This window comes from Mesorhizobium sp. P2_F7 (genome assembly GCF_056403695.1).
The window spans coordinates 71,285-91,063 of the sequence record NZ_JBFUFA010000014.1 but is presented as its reverse complement, the minus strand read 5'-3'; the positions used below and the strand labels follow the sequence as shown (position 1 = coordinate 91,063).

General features: G+C 58.9%; 25 protein-coding genes. 10 read left to right on the top strand and 15 right to left on the bottom strand.

What is annotated here, in order from left to right; genetic code table 11:
- Nucleotides 1–355 precede the first annotated feature (355 nt).
- The 4 genes from AC1DZ8_RS29195 (at nt 356) to AC1DZ8_RS29180 (ending at nt 1,951) form a co-directional block, all read left to right on the top strand.
- Complete coding sequence (locus AC1DZ8_RS29195) at nt 356–1,081, top strand: Crp/Fnr family transcriptional regulator (protein ID WP_477308223.1); 726 nt, start codon at nt 356–358, stop codon at nt 1,079–1,081.
- A gap of 1 nt (nt 1,082) precedes the next feature.
- Nucleotides 1,083–1,340 (top strand): DUF6894 family protein, encoded by a 258-nt coding sequence (locus tag AC1DZ8_RS29190; protein ID WP_477402037.1) that lies wholly within the window; start codon nt 1,083–1,085, stop codon nt 1,338–1,340.
- 87 nt (nt 1,341–1,427) lie between these two features.
- Nucleotides 1,428–1,670 (top strand): hypothetical protein, encoded by a 243-nt coding sequence (locus AC1DZ8_RS29185; RefSeq protein ID WP_477308219.1) that lies wholly within the window; start codon nt 1,428–1,430, stop codon nt 1,668–1,670.
- Nucleotides 1,671–1,744: 74 nt separating this feature from the next.
- Nucleotides 1,745–1,951 carry a hypothetical protein gene (locus AC1DZ8_RS29180; RefSeq protein ID WP_477308217.1) on the top strand — a complete coding sequence of 69 codons (207 nt, stop codon included), beginning with the start codon at nt 1,745–1,747 and terminating at the stop codon, nt 1,949–1,951.
- A gap of 31 nt (nt 1,952–1,982) precedes the next feature.
- On the opposite strand, the gene AC1DZ8_RS29175 is transcribed toward AC1DZ8_RS29180, so the two are convergent.
- Nucleotides 1,983–2,192 (bottom strand): hypothetical protein, encoded by a 210-nt coding sequence (locus tag AC1DZ8_RS29175; RefSeq protein ID WP_477308215.1) that lies wholly within the window; start codon nt 2,190–2,192, stop codon nt 1,983–1,985.
- A gap of 167 nt (nt 2,193–2,359) precedes the next feature.
- Here AC1DZ8_RS29175 and AC1DZ8_RS29170 point away from each other — a divergent pair, with 167 nt between their 5' ends.
- A complete protein-coding gene (locus tag AC1DZ8_RS29170) occupies nt 2,360–2,608 on the top strand; it encodes a DUF6894 family protein (RefSeq protein WP_057143639.1) in 249 nt (82 codons plus the stop codon).
- 238 nt (nt 2,609–2,846) lie between these two features.
- On the opposite strand, the gene xth is transcribed toward AC1DZ8_RS29170, so the two are convergent.
- From xth to AC1DZ8_RS29140, 6 genes are all read right to left on the bottom strand, one after another.
- On the bottom strand, nt 2,847–3,641 hold the full coding sequence (gene xth, locus AC1DZ8_RS29165) for an exodeoxyribonuclease III (protein ID WP_477308213.1): 795 nt from the start codon (nt 3,639–3,641) through the stop codon (nt 2,847–2,849).
- Nucleotides 3,642–3,679: 38 nt separating this feature from the next.
- Entirely contained in the window at nt 3,680–3,976 is a 297-nt protein-coding gene (locus AC1DZ8_RS29160) for a SemiSWEET family sugar transporter (RefSeq protein ID WP_477308211.1), read from the bottom strand.
- A gap of 112 nt (nt 3,977–4,088) precedes the next feature.
- Nucleotides 4,089–4,298 carry a hypothetical protein gene (locus AC1DZ8_RS29155; protein WP_477308209.1) on the bottom strand — a complete coding sequence of 70 codons (210 nt, stop codon included), beginning with the start codon at nt 4,296–4,298 and terminating at the stop codon, nt 4,089–4,091.
- Nucleotides 4,299–4,452: 154 nt separating this feature from the next.
- A complete protein-coding gene (locus AC1DZ8_RS29150; RefSeq protein WP_441935462.1) occupies nt 4,453–4,644 on the bottom strand; it encodes a DUF3606 domain-containing protein in 192 nt (63 codons plus the stop codon).
- Nucleotides 4,645–5,338: 694 nt separating this feature from the next.
- Entirely contained in the window at nt 5,339–5,935 is a 597-nt protein-coding gene (locus AC1DZ8_RS29145) for a hypothetical protein (RefSeq protein ID WP_477308207.1), read from the bottom strand.
- Between the two features lie 21 nt (nt 5,936–5,956).
- Nucleotides 5,957–6,697: a DUF4142 domain-containing protein gene (locus tag AC1DZ8_RS29140; RefSeq protein ID WP_477308205.1), complete on the bottom strand. Its 741-nt coding sequence runs from the start codon at nt 6,695–6,697 to the stop codon at nt 5,957–5,959.
- Between the two features lie 370 nt (nt 6,698–7,067).
- Here AC1DZ8_RS29140 and AC1DZ8_RS29135 point away from each other — a divergent pair, with 370 nt between their 5' ends.
- The 3 genes from AC1DZ8_RS29135 to AC1DZ8_RS29125 all read left to right on the top strand — a co-directional run bounded on the left by AC1DZ8_RS29135 (nt 7,068) and on the right by AC1DZ8_RS29125 (nt 10,451).
- Nucleotides 7,068–8,222, top strand: coding sequence for a zinc-dependent alcohol dehydrogenase (locus AC1DZ8_RS29135; RefSeq protein ID WP_477308203.1), 1,155 nt, complete (start codon nt 7,068–7,070; stop codon nt 8,220–8,222).
- Nucleotides 8,223–8,587: 365 nt separating this feature from the next.
- Nucleotides 8,588–9,481 (top strand): SDR family oxidoreductase, encoded by an 894-nt coding sequence (locus tag AC1DZ8_RS29130; protein ID WP_477308201.1) that lies wholly within the window; start codon nt 8,588–8,590, stop codon nt 9,479–9,481.
- Between the two features lie 49 nt (nt 9,482–9,530).
- The gene (locus tag AC1DZ8_RS29125) at nt 9,531–10,451 is read left to right on the top strand and encodes a cytochrome c (protein ID WP_477308199.1); all 921 of its coding nucleotides are present in this window, start codon (nt 9,531–9,533) and stop codon (nt 10,449–10,451) included.
- Between the two features lie 2 nt (nt 10,452–10,453).
- Here AC1DZ8_RS29125 and AC1DZ8_RS29120 read toward each other — a convergent pair whose 3' ends face one another.
- From AC1DZ8_RS29120 to AC1DZ8_RS29085, 8 genes are all read right to left on the bottom strand, one after another.
- Nucleotides 10,454–10,741, bottom strand: coding sequence for a c-type cytochrome (locus AC1DZ8_RS29120; RefSeq protein ID WP_477402074.1), 288 nt, complete (start codon nt 10,739–10,741; stop codon nt 10,454–10,456).
- Between the two features lie 121 nt (nt 10,742–10,862).
- Nucleotides 10,863–11,741 (bottom strand): cytochrome c oxidase assembly protein, encoded by an 879-nt coding sequence (locus AC1DZ8_RS29115; RefSeq protein WP_477308197.1) that lies wholly within the window; start codon nt 11,739–11,741, stop codon nt 10,863–10,865.
- On the bottom strand, nt 11,729–12,037 hold the full coding sequence (locus AC1DZ8_RS29110; RefSeq protein ID WP_477308195.1) for a hypothetical protein: 309 nt from the start codon (nt 12,035–12,037) through the stop codon (nt 11,729–11,731). The genes AC1DZ8_RS29115 and AC1DZ8_RS29110 overlap by 13 nt, the downstream gene beginning before the upstream one ends.
- Nucleotides 12,034–12,636: a cytochrome c oxidase subunit 3 gene (locus AC1DZ8_RS29105; RefSeq protein ID WP_441935446.1), complete on the bottom strand. Its 603-nt coding sequence runs from the start codon at nt 12,634–12,636 to the stop codon at nt 12,034–12,036. Before AC1DZ8_RS29105 ends, AC1DZ8_RS29110 begins: the two co-directional genes overlap by 4 nt.
- Complete coding sequence (ctaD, locus tag AC1DZ8_RS29100) at nt 12,633–14,543, bottom strand: cytochrome c oxidase subunit I (protein ID WP_477308253.1); 1,911 nt, start codon at nt 14,541–14,543, stop codon at nt 12,633–12,635. Before ctaD ends, AC1DZ8_RS29105 begins: the two co-directional genes overlap by 4 nt.
- A complete protein-coding gene (gene coxB, locus AC1DZ8_RS29095; RefSeq protein ID WP_477402031.1) occupies nt 14,540–15,529 on the bottom strand; it encodes a cytochrome c oxidase subunit II in 990 nt (329 codons plus the stop codon). The genes ctaD and coxB overlap by 4 nt, the downstream gene beginning before the upstream one ends.
- On the bottom strand, nt 15,526–16,110 hold the full coding sequence (locus AC1DZ8_RS29090) for a c-type cytochrome (RefSeq protein WP_477308190.1): 585 nt from the start codon (nt 16,108–16,110) through the stop codon (nt 15,526–15,528). The genes coxB and AC1DZ8_RS29090 overlap by 4 nt, the downstream gene beginning before the upstream one ends.
- Before the next feature lie 30 nt (nt 16,111–16,140).
- Nucleotides 16,141–18,537, bottom strand: a complete 2,397-nt coding sequence (locus AC1DZ8_RS29085) for an FdhF/YdeP family oxidoreductase (RefSeq protein ID WP_477308188.1) — start codon at nt 18,535–18,537, stop codon at nt 16,141–16,143.
- 420 nt (nt 18,538–18,957) lie between these two features.
- Here AC1DZ8_RS29085 and AC1DZ8_RS29080 point away from each other — a divergent pair, with 420 nt between their 5' ends.
- Together AC1DZ8_RS29080 and AC1DZ8_RS29075 are read left to right on the top strand one after the other, a co-directional pair.
- Nucleotides 18,958–19,266, top strand: a complete 309-nt coding sequence (locus AC1DZ8_RS29080; protein WP_441935437.1) for a hypothetical protein — start codon at nt 18,958–18,960, stop codon at nt 19,264–19,266.
- Between the two features lie 13 nt (nt 19,267–19,279).
- A complete protein-coding gene (locus AC1DZ8_RS29075) occupies nt 19,280–19,747 on the top strand; it encodes a DUF6894 family protein (protein WP_477308186.1) in 468 nt (155 codons plus the stop codon).
- The last annotated feature ends 32 nt before the right edge of the window (nt 19,748–19,779 follow it).

Genomic DNA, 19,779 nt, shown 5'->3' with positions numbered 1-19,779 from the left:
ACGATTCGATCTCGAAAGAACGGGTGTGCTCGTGGTCTTCCTCGATCACACGGACGTGCCATTCTCCGTAACCTTCGACCAATTCAACGCAGCGAACGTTCATTTCGGATTTTTCCACTGCCTTGTCCTCACTTCTAGATGACAATGGAATCCTATCTTCGTGGGACTCGGCTGCATTAAGAAATGTTGGTACGGACTCGTACCCAAGCCGCCTGTGGCTTCGGAAAATGCTCTTAGCCGTTGCGCTGGTTAGAACGAGGCGGGATAATTAAGTCATCGCTTGCCGACTGTTCGGGCGCGAGCGGCTGAGAGATAGCGGTGCTCGTGCTCTTGCCCCAGACCGGAGGCCAAGAGCATGAGCCAGGCTCAGCAATCGACCGTTCGCAACCGTCTGTTAGCTTCGCTGTCGGCGGATGACTATGCGCTTTTACGACCGCACCTAGAGACGGTCACATTAGAGGTGCGCGACCATTTGTTTCGAGCAGATCAGAAGATCGCACATGTGACTTTTCCGGAATATGGAATCGCCTCCATCGTGGCGGATACCGGGGAGGGGAGGTTCGAGGTCGGCATGGTCGGGTCGGAAGGTTTCGCAGGAACATCTGTCGTGCTCGGTGTCGACCGGACACCGCACACCTGCCTCGTCCAGGCGACTGGCGAAGCCTTTAGGATTGAGTCAGGCGAACTCCAGTCGGCTATGGACCGCAGCCCGACATTGCGCGCGCACCTTCTGCGCTTCATACACACCTTCATCGTTCAAGTCAGTCAGACCGCGTATGCGAATGCCGGTTATTCGCTTGAGGAGCGGCTGGCGCGCTGGCTGCTGATGACCCACGATCGGCTGGAGCATGACGACATGCCGGTCACCCACGAATTCATGAGTATCATGCTCGGTACACGTCGACCCGGCGTCACGCTCGCAGTGCAAATGCTGGAGGGTACCGGCGCCATTCGAGCCGGCCGCGGTCACATCACGATGCGCGATCGAGAGAAGCTGGAACATCTCGCCGGGCAGTCCTACGGTTATGCCGAGAAGGAATATTCCAACGTATTCGCCCTCCTCATCAAGCGAGGCCGGTGAGTTGGATTTGCGTTACTTCATGAACATACGCTATCGCGGTCGTATCATGCCCGATTATGAAGGCGACGAGTTGCCCGTGGAGGAGGCTGTTCGCGGCCATGCGCTCGCCATCGCGCGAGATCTTGTATTCGGCACCCGCATGGACGCAATCCGCAGCTGGTTCGACTGCAGTTTTGAGATCACTGACCAGAGCGGCAGGGTCGTTCTCGTACTGCCGTTTGCCGCAGTGATTGGCGAGCCCGATTTCGGATCAGCATGACCGGCCTTATCGGGACTGTTCGGAGTCATACCGAGCCTTGAAGACTGCGATGAACCATGCCTACTTCGTCTCTTAGGGAGGCTAAAGATGACCCACACTTTCGATGCGCTCACGGTTGAGAAGGCAGCTGAAGCTTATGTTCTCTTCAGGAGCATGGGCCGGTTCATCTCGATGGCGCAGGCGATCCGCGCCATCAGAACGCTAATGCCGGACTGTATGGCAGCCGATCATGAGTTGGAGCGATTGCCGGCGAAAACATGCGATGCGCGCGGCGTGCCAGTCTCATTCGATGTAGCAGAGGCCACGGGCTCAAGAGCCCTGCGCGCGTAGAGCAGGAGGGCGCACTGTGCCGCAGCAAAAGCCAAATAGGTCGCAGATCCGCCAGGCGATTGTGAGCTGTCTAATTGGCAATGTGGATCATCCCTGTATTCATAGCTGACATCCTTCACAGCCTTAGGAAGACGTTCCCGCTTGACCAACATACGGATCGGGAGCTTGAGGATCTCATCGCGCTGATTGCTGTCGATGCTGGATTTGCGATCGAATTCGATGGCTCGGCTCGCGCGTTAAAAGCCCTCCATCTGGATGTTCCGGAAACTGAATCCCGCTGACCATCGAGCTGACCCGCCAACGTCAGCGCCGTCACCCAAACTCCCGCAGGTCTTTCGCTTCTCGTTCGAGGATTGCCGCTACCTCCTCAGGACCGAGATGGGTAAGCATTACCGCGATGCAGCATTCAAGATATGTGAGCGACGAGCGGCGGAGAAAGTCGGCAGTGGCGCTTTCTGCCAACTGGTCGATCCGCTCAACCTCACTGCGACGAACCTCTTTCATCGCCTTACCTCTCAGCATTTTTCGATCCAGCCAATTCCTGGAACAGCAGGACAACTTCCGACGTGCCAAGAAGTGGCATTGCCGTTCGAATTGTTCATTCAAAGGGGTACCCTTGCGGATCGCTCGTGCGTGCGGTCGGAAAAATTCAACATTGAACCTTTTCCAATCCCGCAAATTAGACGGCTATGGCGAGATATTTCTTCGACGTGCCGGATGCCGATATCGCTGATCCAAACGATCTTGTCGACGTGCATGACGCGCGTGAGGCAGGACTTCGGGCCCTCGCAGCGATCATGAGGGAATCACATCCGGACGGCACCAAGCGTGCCTTCGAATTCAACGTTTGTGATGAAGCAGGCAGACACCATCTGCACCTTACCATCACGCTTGAATGGAGGGATGCACCGGGCCATCCTTCCATGGCAAGCCATTAACCCGGCGACCGCAAGGACGTCACGTTTTCAGGCTGGTCGCGGCTTGAGGTGTGCACCTGCCGATACCGGTGGTCGTTGTTGCTTGGTCTGGCGCGGGCCTTTACTTTAGCATTGCTCGACGATCTTCTTTGCGGCCCTCCATGCGACCTGAAGCCCAGAAATGATCGGTTGACCCGTCGTGAGAGTGAGTGGGGAACTGATGCGGAATTTGCGGATGCCATATAGCATTGCGCACCGTTCAGCTTCGGCCGTTCTGCTCATCGATCTCGATCCAGGCCGGCGCGTGATCGCTTGGTTTCTCCCATCCGCGTGTCTCCACATCGACGCCGGCACTGCGCAGATGGGAAGAGAGGGAAGGACTCACCAGGAGATGGTCCATTCGAAGTCCTGAACTCCAGTCGTATCCGCCTCGATAGGAGAAGTTCCAGTAGGTGTAGATGGCGTTCTCTGGATGAGTGTGACGAACGGCATCGATCCATCCTTCAGCAAGCATCCGGCTGTAGGCGTCCCTGCTTTCGGGGAAGTACACCGCGTCGCCGGTCCATCGCCTCGGCACGACCGCATCGAGTGCGGTCGGAACCACATTGTAATCTCCGCAGAGCACGGTTGGCCCGCCGGCTTCAAGCAACGACTGACCGTAGCTGATAAGCCTTTCAAACCAGCCGAGCTTATAATCGAACTTGGGACCTGGCGCTGGATTGCCATTAGGCAGGTAGAGACAGCCGATCACAAGCCCATTTACGTCGGCCTCGATGTAGCGGCTATGCGTATCGTCGGGATCGCCAGGCAAACCGCGTCGGCGTTCTACGGGATCCGTCCCGCGGGCAAGGATTGCAACGCCGTTATAGGACTTCTGGCCATGCCAGATAGCGCCGTATCCAGCGTTCCTGATCGCATCCAACGGAAACTTTTCGTCAGATGTTTTGAGTTCCTGAAGGCAAACGATGTCGCACTTGGCTTCATCCAGCCATCTGAGAAGTACTGGCAGTCGACCGTTGACGCCGTTTACATTGAAAGTTGCAATACGGGTCATGCGGACCTCTTATTGCCCTGTTGCGTTCTGGATGCGCGTTAATGATCCGGATCAAGCACGTCGGCGACTGCATCCTTCTCATCGCGAGGTAGAACCGTCATCGTAAAGATGAAGGCTGACAGCAAAAGGCAGACGCCGTTGGTTATGATTATGGGCCATTCCAGCGTCATCATGCCAAAAACCAACCACAGGGCAAAACCCAAAACCGTGATTCCATACATCGGCGCGGAGATCCCGCCTGTGTCTCGCGTTTTGATGATCTTCCAAGCCTGTGGTGTAAAGCTGGTCATGGAGCAGACAGTTGCGAGGTAACCTATAAGCGTGACTGCGTTCATGCGTGCCGCCCTAATGAAGCTGGTCTTCGGACATGCGTGCCAGCTGTCGCGCAAGCAGGCGTCCGAGCCTCCCGCCTAAGGTGCAGACCCATTCCGGGAATGGGGTTTTCGGTTACTTTTCCGCCTGTTCAATAACGTGAAACGCGCTGGTTTTTCCGCCAGCAGCAAGTCTTACCCTAATCCACAGTTTTCCGGATGCTTTCCCGGGCATCATAGGCTTAGGGACGGTCTTAACCACCGCGTGCACATGGCTTTGCGCCGCAACTGAAAGGCTCCGCACGACCTTTTTGCCATTCATCAATTCGACCCGAAAGCTTTCCATCAGCTTGCCCCCCGCACCTAGAGTTTAGCGAACGTCCCAATAGAAAAAATTAACAAAAGGAACGCGGCGAGGCGAGGATCCCTCACAAGCCAATTTTTGGGATCGATCGGGCGGCCCAAATACGCGCCGCAACCGACAGGATTCAACACCTACCTCAGGCTCGGCCTCTCAGCGCCAGTGCTTCCCTTTCCAGTATCTCACGGCTGTTGCCGTGCTTTGCGATGAGTTCCCTCACTTGCTGGGGGGTGATGCCTGTCTTGCTGGCGAAATATTCGACCTCGTAGTCCTCGTCAGCCGATACACGATCGCGGTCGCGAAAGTCTCGTTTGCTCTTATCATCAGCCATTTTGTTCCTCCATACAAAGCGATCGACGGAAACGCCATTCGAGGCGATTTGTTTCAACCTATCTCATTGGCGGGCTGGCAAATTTTTTGACGCTGACTTGCATCCCGAATTCGCGAGGCAACTCATATCATGAAGTCCGCCGGGCTCTTGGGGCGCATCTTGTCGAGACGTGGAAGTGCGACGTATATATACAAAATATCGTCGAACCTGACGGACGTACCCAGAAGCTAAAGCCGGGCGAGGCCAAGGCGATTTTCCATCTTATCGGCGGTTTTGGACTGACGCGGCTGCCACACGTTAAATATCGTCAGTCTTCGGTTTTAGTGCTTCAGCTTCCCGCTTGAGTTTGGGCCAGTCGGCGCCGTGCTTTTGTAGGAGCCTGCGTGCCTGCCTCGGTGTTATCGATGCGACCTGTGTAAGATGGTCGATTTCAAGCTCTTGCCCTTTTACGACGCGACTTGAATCGGTCGACTTGTCTACGCTCATAGAATTGAATCCTGCTCCTAGCCACCGAACAGCAACGAGCGTTACGAAGCGCGGTTTCGATTGTTTGGGCGCCTGATCTCAAAATCTGGCGAGGGGCTTGGCTGCGGGATTGCGGCCGCTTAGGGCACGTAAATTCACGCTCCCGCTGATGAGCGATGAGCGGATCTGAAAGGAGCAAGGCGGCCTTGGCCGCCTTGCGAGTGTCACATCAAAGATCGCGTCCACGTCTATCCCGCTGTAGGTCTTCTCCGCTATAGAAGTCGGCGTTCGGGTCGAAACCGGTCCATCCGCCAGCCTCGTATTCATTGCGTCTGCCAGCGACGTCGACCGAATTGTATTGCTTGAGGATTTGTTCGGCATTCGCCGCAAGATTTTCGTCGACCTTGGCCGTGACCATCGTCCCGCCGCGACGAACGCCTTCGGCATAGACATGGGCGTCGTTTTCAGGGACGCCGGCGTTTGTCATGGCGCCGATGATGCCCCCTGCTGCACCACCGACCACGGCCCCGCCAACCGCGCCGACAGCAGTGGCAGCCAACCACCCAGCTGCAACCACAGGTCCCACCCCAGGAATGGCCATCAGGCCGAGGCCTGTTGCCAGGCCGCCGGCGCCGCCAATGACGGCGCCCAGGCCAGCGCCAGTGGCCGCGTCCTCGCCGGCGTCGGTTTCCTCATCCTTGTGCCAGCCGGTCGCATTGTTGGCCACAATGCTGATGTCATCGCGCGGGACGCCTGTGGCCACGAGTTCGCCTACGGCATCATTGGCATCGTCATAATTGTCGAACAGTCCGGTTACGGTTTTCATCTGGTTCTCCTCGCTTTCCATTCACTTGGTGCCGGCAACAACGTTGCCTTGGTAATCGAGCGCGATCGGCGTCGACTTGCCGTCCTTGCTCGCTGTTCCGCGCCAGATGCCGTTGTCATCCTTTGTCAGGGCAGAGACGTCGGCATAACCCGCCTTTTCGATCGCGCTCTTGGCCTGGGCTTCGGTAAAACTGTTGGCGCCGGGAACTGGAGCTGCCGGATTGGTGGCGCCGCTGGTGACAGCCGGTGTGCTGCCGTCAGAAGCAGGCGCGGTCGTTGCAACCTTCTGAATCATGTCCTGATGCATCTTGAGGGTGGGCAGCGTGTCAGCCGCAAAGGATTTCAGGGCGGCGTTGTCGCCGTCCTTGGCATAGGCCTCGAAGAGGCTGACCGCATCGGCATGGGCCGCCTTCTGCATGTCTGCATAAGATGCGTCTACTGGCGCCGCACCCGCCTGCAGCTTGTCGACATCGCTTTTGTGTGCAGCATCGAGGTCGGCGGGCACCTTCAGCTTCTGTTCGCCGGCGATGCTTTCAAGCTTCGCATTGGCGGCGCCATGATCGGAGATCATCTTCTGGGCGAAGTCCTTTAGGCCTTGGTCCTGCAGCTTGTCTTGGGCGACCTTGCTCGACTGGACTTCGAACATTCCGCCGATCGCGGCCTTGGTGACGAAATCCTGGGCGGTCTCGGCAGCGAGCGATGGCCAGGCAAATGCCACCGACGCGGCTAACGATAGCGACGCCAGACGAAGACTGTTTCTCATGGTGATGTTCCTCAGTTGAGATTGGTGAATCCAAACCTGCTCGCGGCGTGTTTGTTCCCAGGCAAATACGAACGCGCGGCCAAATTCACTGAAGGCGCTGTTCGTCGTTCACATGCGTTGAAGCAGGCGAAACAGTTTTGGGGCGGCGCGAATTGCGCGGAAGAGCCGGTGGTTCGCCGTCGAGCCTATGAGCGGCCCTCGGTGCTGAAATGCGTCCTCGCACAGGCTGACGTGGTGTCAGGTCAAATCCGTACGGACGAGTTCACTGGTTGTTTGCTTTGTGAATATTCAAACCGAGCAAAGGTTCGCGCTGGATCAGGAACATTTTGTCAAGCGGCAGGTTAGCGAGGCACATCAACGGAGAATGACAATGAAGGCGCTCACCTGGCATGGCAAAAGTGACATACGGTGCGAGCAGGTGGATGAGCCGATCATTGAGAACGACCGCGATATTATCATCAAGGTTACGGCTTGTGCGATCTGCGGGTCAGACCTTCATCTGATGGGAGGATTTGTCCCAGAAATGCACGCCCATGACGTGCTTGGGCACGAGACCATGGGCGAGGTCGTTGAAGTCGGGAAGGGTCACTCCAAGTTCAAGATGGGCGAGCGCGTCGTGGTGCCGTTCACGATCGCCTGCGGCGAGTGCCGGATGTGCAAGTGGCAGCTGTTTTCGCTCTGCGAGAGGTCGAATCCAGCCGGCGCCAAGCAGGCCAAGCAGATGGGGTATCCAACTGCTGGGCTGTTCGGCTATTCGCACATGTATGGCGGCTTCGCGGGCGGCCAGGCAGAATTCTTGCGCGTACCCTATGCCGACGTTGGCCCTATCAAGGTGCCAGATGGCCTGACAGACGAGCAGGTACTGTTTCTCTCCGATATTTTTCCCACCGGGTATCAGGCGGCGGAAAACTGCAACATTCAACCCGGTGATACAGTGCTCGTCTTCGGCTGCGGGCCAGTTGGCCAGTTCGCAATCAAGTCAGCCTTTCTCCTAGGCGCGGGCCGGGTCATCGCGCTGGACATCGTCCCCGAACGGCTGGCGCTTGCGCAAGCGTCGGGAGCGGAAACGCTGAGATATGACGACGAAGATCTGCAAAAGCAGATCCTGGCTATGACGGGCGGTAAAGGGCCGGATTCTGTCATCGAAGCGGTCGGCATGGAGAGCCACGGCCCCGGTGGCGTCATGGAGACCTTGGAAACGGACCTTACGGCGATGGAGAGGCCTTATGCGCTGCAACAGGCGCTGATGGCCTGCCGACCGGGCGGTACTGTCTCGTTGCCGGGGGTGTTCGTTGGAAGCATTACTGTGCCCATGGGAATGTTCGTCGGCAAAGGGCTGACAATGAAAACGGGCCAAACACATGTCCAGCGCTACTTGGAGCCGTTGATGAAGCTCATTGAGGACGGAAAAATCGACCCGTCCTTTCTGATTACCCACCGCATTGGGCTCGAAGAAGGACCGGAGGCTTACAAGACCTTCCGCGACAAGAAGGATGGCTGCATCAAGGTCGTCATCAAACCGTAGGCTCAATCACCCGCCCGGCAATCGCCTTCAATTCGATGGAAACTTACTTCGATTGCGCAACCTTGAGGGCTGCGGCGGGGGAATTCCATCTTGCATGGGTGCGAACCGCCCGAGATGAAGCTTCCTGCCATGTTACGACATGCAGGAACTTTGTGTGTTCCTTTGCGCAGTAGACCGAAGCGAATCTGATGCCACGCCAGCTGGTGTCGACCGTTGCGGCTTTGTCGCGTTCCGAGGCCGACGCAACTATTGGGCGGGAGATGACTTCTGCTGCGCGGCGACTGTTTTTCTAACCAGGCTCTCAGCGGAACAAAGGGTTTCTCCTCGCGTTGCGGCAAGGTCAACGAGGATATGGAGGCTTCACGGTGAATGATCGTGCATTACTTCGGGATCCGCGTCAGGAGTATCCGGCGCCGCCCTTTCCAGAACAGCCGCAGACCACTCCTGGCCTTGCCGGAAATATGGATCCGGTGCCGGATCACGGCGAGGAAAGCTATCGGGGCTCAGGTAAGCTAGCTGGGCGCAAGGCGCTCGTGACAGGGGGCGATTCCGGGATAGGGAGGGCCGTCGCGATAGCCTTTGCACGGGAAGGAGCGGATGTAGCCATTTCTTACCTCCCGGAAGAGGAGGCGGATGCCAAGGAGGTCATCCACCTTATCGAAGCCGCGGGCAGCAAGGCGCTGGCGCTGCCTGGCGACATCAAGGACGAGGCTTGGTGTCGGGGTTTGGTAGACAAAGCTGTCTCCGCCCTCGGTGGCCTCGATCTGCTTGTGATCAATGCCGGGAGGCAGCAATATCGCGAGAGCATTGATGAGTTGACGACAGACGACTTCGACAAGACCATGAAAACGAATCTGTACGCACTTCATTGGATCGCTCAAGCAGCCGCGCCGCATCTCCCTGCCGGCGCCTCCATCATCACCACGGCATCGATCCAGGCCTACGAGCCTTCGGCGATCCTGCTCGACTATGCCACCACCAAAGCCGGCATTGTCGCTTATACCAAGGCGCTCGCCAAGCAATTGATCAAGCGGGGCATTCGGGCCAATGTCGTGGCTCCCGGGCCTGTCTGGACCGTGCTGCAGCCAAGCGGTGGTCAGCCAGATGAAAAGGTCAAGCATTTCGGTGAGGACAGCGATTTCGGCCGTCCTGGACAGCCGGTCGAGCTAGCGCCCGTCTATGTGCTGCTGGCCTCGCGGGAAGCCAGTTTCATAAATGGCGAAGTTTACGGCGTCACTGGCGGCAAGGGTGTCGCGTGACCCTATATTCGCGTGACCCCATATAGAGACATCGAAGTTTAAGGACGCCATGGGGCGCATTACATACAAAGTTGCTGTCGCCATTCTCCTGACCGCAGCGGCTGCTGCGATCGCCGCGTTCTTGGTGACCTCGGCTCGCCCGCCGTTCTCGCCAGACGATCCGCGATTCAAAGTGAAAGGGGATGTGGGCCGCGGCAAGCTGGTCTTCGCGGCGGGGGACTGCGCCTCCTGCCACGCTACCCCCGGACAGTCAGATCGACTACAACTGGGCGGTGGCATGGCGCTTGGGTCGCCGTTCGGCACTTTCAGGCCGCCCAACATTTCCCCTGATCCCGTTGACGGTATAGGCAGATGGAGCGCCGCCGATCTGGCAAATGCGCTGATTGGTGGAGTGTCTCCCAGGCGCGAACACTATTACCCGTCCTTCCCCTACTCCAGCTTCACCGGCATGACCGTCGCCGACATCAACGATGTCTACGCCTATCTCATGACGCTGCCAAAAGTGTCTGGACGTGTGCCCCCGCACGATCCAGCAATCCTGTTCAGCATTCGCCGGTCCGTCGGATTTTGGAAGCTGATGTTTTTCCGCCAGGGCCGGTCGGCTGCGAACGCAGACGGCAAAACGCTGCCTGATCGCGGCGCATACCTCGTCGAAACCGTTTCTCATTGCGCGGAATGCCACTCTAGGCGAAATGCGTTTGGAGCAATCCGATCCGATACGCTGTTTGCCGGCGGCATCGACCCGCAAGGTACCGGGTTCGTGCCCAACATTACGCAGGAACGATTGGGGGCTTGGGCCGAGACCGATATTACCACAATGCTTAGAACTGGAGAGACGCCCAACCACGGCCGGGTGGGATCGTCGATGGCCGACGTGGTGACGAATACCGCCATGCTGCCTGAAGGCGACCGCGAGGCGATCGCGCACTACATCAAAGCGCTTCCGCCGGTCGCGACCCCACACCCATAGGTTCATTGGGCATAAAGATACGCCGCAAGATCCCGCGCTTCCTGTTCAGAAATCCCCGATTGCGGCATGGCGGTCTGCGGGGAGAAGCGCTGCGGCGAAACGATCCAGGCTACAAGATTCTCGGGACGGTTTTCCAGCACACCCGCGATATAGACACGCTTCGACAGCTCCGCCAGTGGCGCCCCAGCCTGGCCGTCCGCCCCAGGAATCCCGGAGATTGTGTGGCATCCGGCGCAGCCATAGCGACGAAAGATCGCCGGCGCTCGACCGGGATCGCCCCCGGTCATCATCCTGGCGATGGAGGCTTTGGTGTGCTTGTCACGCACGACACTGGTCGTGACAAACGCGGCGCAAGCCACCACAACAAGCCCCGTCGCCAAGGCGGCCCGGCCGGGGACCGATGCGAGTGGACTAGACATTCTGCGCCTTTCTCTCGCTCGAGCCTCTGATCCAAAGCGCCAGCATCGTCAATGCCGCGCCCGCATAGATGGTGCCGGCTGGGACCCACATGATCATGCCTGCTAGTTGTTGGTCCTCAAGCGGCGTCAAGCCCCAGGCCATCGCGGCTTGCGTCTGCGCGACGTACAAGACGCGGGGAGCCAGAGTCATCAATGCGCCCAGAATGCTCGTGTGGATCATAGTGAAAAACAGGTGCCAGGCCGCCGAGCCGTAATCACTTCGCCAAACAAGCGCCCACCAGAACAAGATCGCCGTGGCGAAGAAAGTGAGGTGCTGAAAGCGATGCACTGCGGGGTTTGTCACGGCGGCGTCGAAGACTATCGGCACGTGCCAGGCCCAGATTGCAACGCCATGCAAGATGGTTGCGCTGGTCGCGCTTGTGCCCCTGTCCCACAGCCCGCGCATCAGAGGCGCCCGCATCAGCATTCCCGCCGCCATACGGGCCCTGGCGGGCAATCCCCAAAGCAGGATTCCAATCGGCCGCGCCAACACGATCAAAGGGGCCGACACAGCCATGACGATCTCGTGCTCGATCATGTGAAAGGTAAAAAGGTGTTCGCCAAGCCAGTGCAGCGGGGATAGCAGCGCACCAGCCAGGGTCAGGATCCCGGCGCTGTAAAGGCAGATGGGGCGGTGCATGCCACCGGGCCGATTTGTGCGTCGAGCCAGCCTTGCCGCTCCCACGCAATACAGAACTGCCAGCGTCCCGAGTGGCACCACCATCCACGGATCGAAAGTCCAGGCAGGCTCCAAGCCATGCGCATCGTCGCCATGCGCCATGGCCGGCCAGGCCATCATACCGCAGATCAGGGCGCAGATCAGCGTTGGCATGCGTCCAGCAGTATCGTGGCTGCCTCCTGCAACACCAAGGCAAAGACAAATGCCAGCGCGATCAGAAATCCCGCGTCAACAATAAAGCGCCTGGTCTGGGCCATCCCGTGTGAAGCCGTACGCGCTGCAGTTAGGCCAGCGATCGAAACAACCAGAAGGACGCCGCAGAGCATGGCGCTCCACGAACTATTCTGTCGGCAGTCAAGGTAGGGCATGATTTGGCCAAGTTGGGTGCTGAGCGCCCAGGCCAGCGGGGCGACACCAAGTCCGGTCCATTGCAGCCATGTTTTGCTCAAAGCCGAGGTATCCAATAAAGGCAGGCGTACATGGGCAACCACGTCGCAACCACGAAGTTCCAGTACATCGCATTGTCGCTGACATCTCCGAACCGGCGCGGCGTGTCGCCATGCCGGGAAAACATCAGGCAGGCGAGTACCAGCGTCTCGATCACATCCGTCAGGATGTGGGTGGTGTGGAGGCCAAGCATAACCCATACAATCGAACCGTATGCGTTTTGATCCCACTTGATATGCATCGCCGGAAACTCGAAGACACGCAGGACCAGAGGCACTATTCCCAGTATGGCCATGACGATCAATCCGAGGCGAACCTTTCGCAGATCCTGCTCGCGCGCCCAGCGTGCGACGAGGATGTTGGGAACAAGGCTTGCCAGCAGAAGGGCTGTCAGCGCCGTGCCGGCGAACAGATCCGGCGGCGGGGCGCCCAATGGCCATCGCGGCGCCAGGCTCATCAGGTAGAGATAGATCACGATCGAGAGGGCAAAGCCTGTCCCTTCGATGAGCATGAAAGCGAGCGTTCCCCACCATGACGGGCTTGCGGTGCCAAGGCCGTGCGCTGGAAGCTCGGTCAGATCGAGCACGATATTTTCTTTCATGACTCGTCCTCCGGCGCGCCCTTGGGCCAGAACCAACCTATCAGTGAGACCGCGACCGGGATGGAACCCCAGACAACCGCCCATGGGCTGAATATGGACCAGACCAGCGTCAAGGTGGTGGCAAGCGCTGCCCAAAGCGGCCAGATCGAATTGCCGACCGTTGATTCCCGCGCTTCCGGAATGCCCTCAACGACGCTGGTGATCAAAAGCTCACGCCGGTCGACCCGCAAGCCGGCAGCGACGGGCAGGGCGGCCGCCTCGGCCCACAGGGGCTCTCCGTCGCTAACCACGGGTGACCTGGCAAAATTGTAGGGTTTCGGCGGCGACGCCGTCGCCCATTCAAGCGTCGAGGCTCCCCAGGGGTTAGCACTCGCGACGGCGCCTGACCTGGCACTGCGGATGGCATCGATGAAAAACACAAGGAAGCCAGCGGCCAGGACGATTGCGCTAAGGCTAATGAACATGTTGAGGCCGGTCCAAGGCATCTCGGGCTGATAGGTGTAGATGCGACGCGGCATGCCTTGAAGACCCAGGATATGCATCGGAAAAAACGTCAGGTTGAAGCCGACAAAGATCAGGCCGAAGACCCAGCGGCCAAGGGTCTCGCTCATCATTTTGCCCGTCAGCTTCGGGAACCAGTAATAAATCGCGCCGAGCAGCGGAAAAACCGCGCCGCCGACCAGGACATAATGGAAGTGGGCGACGACGAAATAGGTGTCATGGACCTGGGTATCGAACGGAACCGAGGCCACCATGACGCCGGTGAGGCCGCCAATCACGAAGATCACCATGAAGCCGATGACGAACAGGAACGGCGTTTTGAAGATCGGCTTTCCCGCCCAGATGGTGGCAAGCCAGCAGAAAATCTGCAATCCGGCCGGGACCGCAATCGCCATGCTGGAGGCGGTGAAAAAGCTCTCTCCCAGTCGTGGAAGACCAGCAACGAACATATGATGGACCCAAAGGCCGAAGGCGAGGACACCCGTCGCCACCAAGGCCATAACCATCGCCAGGTAGCCAAACACTGGCCGACGCGTAAACGTCGCTACAATGGTCGACACCATGCCCACTGCCGGCAGGAAGATTATGTAGACCTCGGGATGACCGAAGAACCAAAACAGATGCTGCCACAGCAACACATCGCCGCCTTCGGCGGGGTTGAAGAAGTGCGTGCCGACAAGGCGATCGAGGATAAGGCTCGTGCTTGCGATCATGATCGCCGGCATGGCCAGAATGATAAGAAACGACGTCACGAGCATCGACCAGACAAACAATGGAATCCTGTCGAGCGACATCCCTGGCGCGCGCTGCTTGAACACGGTCACAACGATCTCGACGGCGATGGCGAGGGCGGAAACCTCGGTGAAGGTGATCATCTGGGCCCAGATATCGGCGCGTTTTCCCACGCCATATTGCGGGCCCGACAAGGGCACGTAAGCGAACCATCCGACGTCTGGGCCGGTATCGACGATGAAGGCAATCCACAAGAGCAAGCCGCCCGCGACATAGATCCAGTAGGAAAATGCGTTGAGGCGCGGGAAGGCGATGTTGCGTGTCCCCACCATCAAAGGCACGAGGTAGACGGCCATTGCCTGCATGACGGGGACGGCGAACAGGAACATCATGTTCGAACCGTGCATGGTGAAAATCTGGTTGTAGCGATCGGGTCCGATGAACCTGGCTTCAGGCTGCGACAGTTGCAGCCGCATCAGCAGCGACAGCACCCCGCCAAGCGCCAGGAAAACAAAAGCTGTCGCGATATAGCGTCGGCCGATCACCTTGTGATCCACTGTCGCCAGGGCGCCCCACAGCCCCGGCTGCGCTGACCAGGTCGAGGCGAGGGCCCGGTTGAGTTCCTTGTCGCTGAATGCCGTGTCCCTGAGCCCATCATCCTTTGAGCGGGTCATTTCAGGCTCTCCATATAGGCGGCGATATCCTGGAGCTCCATACTGGTCAGCGGCACCATCGGCATGATGTTTCCGGGCTTCAGCGTCTGCGGATCGGCGATCCATGCGGCCAGTGAACCGCGCGTGGTCTCGACGAGGCCGGCCGCGATTGTTTGACGACTGCCGACATGGGTAAGGTCAGGTCCGGTGGTGCCGTTGGCGGCTGTGCCCCGAATGGTGTGGCAGGCGGCGCACGGCTTTGCCAGAAAAGCCGCGCGTCCGGCGGCGACGTCAGGACCCGTCGTCGGGATTGCATCAGCACTCTGTGACGCGATCCAGCGTGCGTAGTCGGCTGGCGCCTCGGCGATGACCATCACCGCCATATGGCTGTGCTGCAGTCCGCAGAATTCGGCGCACTGACCGCGATAGACACCGGGCTTCTCGGCCCGCAGCAGCAGGCTGTTGGAGCGCCCCGGGACAAGATCCTGCTTGCCGGCAAGACTGGGGATCCAAAAAGAGTGGATGACATCAGCGCTTTCAAGCCGAACATGAACATCCTGACCAACAGGGATGTGAATTTCATTGGCGGTCTGAAAGCCGGGTGTTTCGGAGGAACCGGCGTAGATTACCTGCCACCACCATTGCTGCCCTCTTACAGTGATCGTTATAGAGGCTTTTTCCGGAAGGCCGATGCCTCGGGTGGTGTAGAAGCTGGCAACCGTCATGCCGGCAATCATAATGGCGGTCGCGGCCACTGCCGCAGTTACGACCACAGTCAGCCGCCGTTGCCGGATTTCCGTTTCGTCCGGCTGGCGTCTGCGCCACAGTGCGCCACCAAGCACGAGCATCACAGCAAGCCAGATTACCGAGCACAGGGCCACGATGCCGATAATCAGGTGTTCGATATGGAGCGCGGGCGCGCCAGAGGGGTCGAGCGCGGACTGGTTTCCGCTGCAGCCGCACGCGATCGTAGCGGCCCACAACGCGATGACGCGCGCGGCTCTCAAGGCGAGGGCCCCTGGTCAGGGTGAACCGCCGCCGGCCCCTGGTCGAAGAGGATTTTTGCGGGACCACGATTTTCGGCGGGGCGGGTGTGTTTGTCATCGTTTCGACTGGGGGCCGCAACTTTGGGCTTGTAAGCGCCAATCGTTTGAACGTAGCCGGCGAGCTGCCATATCTGCTCGATCGTCATCCGGTCGCGAAAGGCCGGCATCCCATGCGGCCGGCCGTCCCTGACGGACGCAACGATGGAAACGATCTCGGGCCCGTAAAGCCACCAGCCGTCCAGGAACGACGGGCCAGCGCCGCCGCGACCATCACCATGGCATGCCGAGCAGCCGAACCAGGCGTAAAGACGCTTGCCCTGGCTTAGATTGTAGGCGTCCGTTTCGTAAGGCTTGCCCAACGCAAAATAACTCTCGGGCGGCGTTCCGCTGATGCCGTTTGGCATCAGCCGGAATCCATCAAGATCAGACGCGACAGGCGGATCCAGCCGAAGCTCTCGCGACTCGCCAAGCCATCCCAAGGCGGCGCTGGCAATGCCGAGCGCTATCGCCGCAGCCGCAAAGGCGCCATTCGAGTAGCTCATCTCCCTCTTCATCATTCGCCTACAAGGGACTCAACCATTCTGGGACAGGGTTGATCGGCTCAAACGCACCGGCAAAAGTTTGTACGAAGGGGTCTTGGACTTTGGATCGTGATGCGCCAAGGGAAACAGCGGATTTGTCTCAGGATAGTAAGCCGCACAACAGCCTTTGGGAATGTTGTACCGGACGATCCTGAGGCCACCGACGCTGCGAACGCTGTTGTCGTCGATTGCTGTCGTCATGTCGACGATGTCACCATCGACGAAGCCCAGGCCAGCGATATCTTGTGCATTCATGAATACAATCCGGCGCGTGCCCTCAACGCCACGGAAGCGGTCGCTGTAGCCGTAGATGGTAGTGTTGAACTGGTCGTTGGAGCGCACCGTGGCGAGATGCAAAACATCTGCTCTGTCGGCGGTTGAAAAGTCGGGGAAAAGCTTGTCCGGCGTGATAAAGTTCGCCTTACCCGTTTTCGTCACCCATTTGCGCTCACGCGCCGGCAGCGGTCTCGCGAATCCGCCCGGCTTGAAAAGCCGGTCGTTGAAATCCTTGAAAGTCTCGGGGTAAGTCCGCTCAATGGCATTGCGGATCTCGGCGTAGTCGCCAACCCAGTCGTCCCATGGGACCTTGGTTTGCCCAAGCGTAGCCTTGGCGATGCCGGCAATAATGGCCGGTTCGGACAGAAGTTCAGAGCTTGCCGGTTTGGTCTTGCCCCGCGAACCGTGGAAATGAGCGATCGAGCTTTCCATGGACACTGCCTGCGGCCCATTCGCCTGCTGGTCGAGTTCGATGCGGCCAAGGCACGGCAGCAGATATGCGACCTCTCCGTGCAGAACATGGCTGCGGTTGAGTTTGGTGGCTATCTGAACGCTCAAACGAAGTTCGCGCCATCCCTCTTCCATGGCCGCGGTGTCTGGCACCGCTCTGAGGAAATTGCCGCCAAGACTGATAAACGCGCGGGACTGACCCGTCATAATCGCCTCGCACGTTTCCACCGTCGAGCGGCCGGTCCATTGCGGCGGCTCAAAGCCATAGAGCTCGGAAAGTTTGTCGAGGGGCGCCAGGCCGGGCTTCTCCGTAATCCCGACGGTGCGCTGGCCCTGCACGTTGGAGTGACCGCGAACGGCGCAAATATTCGCCCCGGGCTTGCCGATGTTGCCGCGCAGCAGGGCGAGGTTGCAGACCATGTGAACGTTCTCGACGCCCATGAGCTGTTGTGTCAGGCCCATGCCGTAGACCATCATGACTGCGTTTGAGTTGGCATAGGTGGCAGCGGCCTTCTTCGTTTCGGCGCGTGTCAGGCCCGATACACGCTCAAGCTCGTCCCATTGGTGGGCGCGCGCAGCTGCTGCGAATTCCTCGAAGCCGGTCGTGTGTTCCTTGATGAAATCGTGATCGAGAACGTGCTTCTTGGCAGCGGATGCCATCGATGCCGCAAAGGCAATCATGGCTGCGTTGTCCGGATCGTGTGGCGTCGCATCGCGTCCGGCGACAGGGTTTTGACCGGAGGCCTTCAGAGCGTCGTCTGCTTCGATGAGAGCCTTGCAGACGCCGAATAACGCTGCGATATCGCCGCCGTTGTTGACCTGATAATATTGCGACGAAATCGGTGTCTCTTTCCCGGTCAGCATCTGGACGGGTGATTGCGGATTGACGAAGCGCTCCAGCCCGCGCTCCCGCAGCAGGTTGAAAGTAACAATCTTCACGCCTCGGTTGACCGCGTCTTGCAGATCATGAAGCAGGCGTGGCGAGGATGTCCCGACATTCTGGCCAATGTAGAATATACAGTCCGTGTTCTCGAAATCGGACAAAATGGCGGTGCCGACCGATGCGCCGATGCTCTCGGGAAGCGCAACGGAGGAGCTTTCATGGCACATGTTCGAGCTGTCGGGCATGTTGTTGGAGCCGTACATCCGCGCGAACAGCTGGTACATGTAGCTCGCCTCGAGTGACGCCCGGCCGGATGTGTAAAGATCGGTCTGATGCGGGTCCAGAGCGCGCAACTCCCTGCCGATCTCTTCGAATGCAGCGGGCCATTCGACCGGCACATATTTGTCGCTGGCAGCGTCCCAGCGCATCGGGTGCGTCAGCCGACCCTCCTCTTCGAGGTCGTGATCCGACCATCGCTCGAGTTCTCTCAGCGTGTGCTTGTCGAAGAACGCCGGGCCTGCACGTCGCGACGTGGTTTCCCAAGCTGTCGCCTTGGCGCCGTTCTCACAGAATTCGAGCGGATGCGGCTGCGCCGGCTTTGCCCAGGCGCAGCTCACGCACATATAGCCTTCGGGCTTGTTCTGCGTCGACAGCAATCGGCTCCCTTTCAAGGGAACATGTTCCTTAAGGAGAACACCAGCCACGGATTTCGCTGAGCCCCACCCACCGGCGGGCCCTTTATACGGCTTGATAGTGGCTGTTCTCGTGTTCGACGCCATTTCCTACCTCGTTTGCCACAGCGAGATTTCCGTCGCTCTCGCTCTCATTTGCCGTGGACGCCCAAGCAACGCCACTTGGCCCGCAACCTTTTTCCCTTCGCCGGCCACGGGATGACTTCCTGGCTGCGACATGCTCGACAATGCGAAGGGTTGGCCAATCAGCGTTTCCCGGCAATATGAAACTTGGGATCTGCCTGACGGTTCCACGCATGGACTGACTTCGTTTTCCTCAACTTTTGGCACCGATTTCTGACGTCAGAGAAGCGTGGCGTCGGCCGCTTCGGGATTGCATGGCGGCTCTGGAACCTCGTCTCGTGTGGAAAGTTGTCCACCGTCCTCGAAGGAGATTCCCCATGGCGCGTCCAGCTAGCAGACCCGTTGTCCCGCCCACCATCGGACGTATGTGATGGAGAAAAATCGATGAACGTCGCCAACCTACAGCTGGAGGGGCTGCTGATGGCGGTTGCAGCGGTCAACAACGCCTTGGTACGGAAGGGACTCCTCTCGATCGACGATATCGATAGGGCCTTGAAAACCGCGGAAGCCTCGTTCACCGGCGACGAGCGCCTGTTCGAGGACATGTCACCGGCAAACCGTGATGCCGTCTGCTTCCCTTTGCGCCTTCTGCAACTCGCGAACACGAGCCAGTTCGAAGCCGGTGTGCCGCCGTTTTCAGAGTTGGCCAAGCAGGTCGGGATCACCAAACAGCCTTACAACGACCAGATGTGAAGGGAGCATAGGTATGGAGGTTCTGGAAATCGTCGTTGCCAACAACGTGGTGGAATTCCGCGGCGAGGGTGGTGACAATATACTCGTCACCGTCGCGCAACCGGCGGTTTTATCCCCTGAAGAGCTGATCGAAAAATCGAAGATCATGCTTTTGCATGCCGCCAAATTTGGTGTCGAGGAAGAGAATTCTGGCGAACAGCGGATAGCCGATGCGGGGGATGAGTATCGGCTTGAGTATCATGACAATGGGGAGATCCGTGACGTGAGTGGCCTGGTCTTTCCCGATCTGGACGCGGTGCGCGACGAATGCAGGCGCTCGGCGGAGGATTTGTGGAAAGACGCCCTATCTCGGGGTGAAGCACCGGTGGGCTGGGCCGTCAGGGCGCGTGACCGTCGCGGTGACATCGTCGCCACGGTCGATTTTTCCGACTTGCAACGCGCCGCCGCCGAGCTGGGTCAACGACCTCAGTCCGAAATTTGAGCCCGTCATTCTCAGCATTTCAAAGGAGAGCA